1 protein-coding gene is annotated in these 261 nt (G+C 67.8%); it reads right to left on the minus strand.

Annotated elements, in window-relative coordinates; genetic code table 11:
- On the minus strand, positions 1 to 261 hold a 261-nt coding region (locus tag ACM0OX_RS35820), incomplete at both ends, for a DUF1176 domain-containing protein (RefSeq protein WP_414519974.1).

Raw genomic sequence — 261 nt, forward strand, 5'->3', positions numbered from 1 at the left:
CTTGGCGCGGTAGCTGATCGGCCATTGATCCGGCGGCACGCCGTTGCAGCTGTCCATCGACTGTTCCAGCGCCAGGGCGAAACTGCGCCCTGTCCAGACCCAGGTCTGGGCGATGCCGCAATCGCCGATGCCCCGCCCCTTGGCGAAGGCGACCAGTTCGCGCTTGTCGGCATTGTAGAAGCCGTTGACCACCTCGTTGGTCGTCGTGCCGTCGGCCTGGGGCAGGCGGGCCGCGACCGGGTTCTGGCCGTTTGGTCCGGT

This window comes from Nostoc sp. PCC 9305 (assembly GCF_963920915.1).
GTDB lineage: Bacteria > Cyanobacteriota > Cyanobacteriia > Cyanobacteriales > Nostocaceae > Nostoc.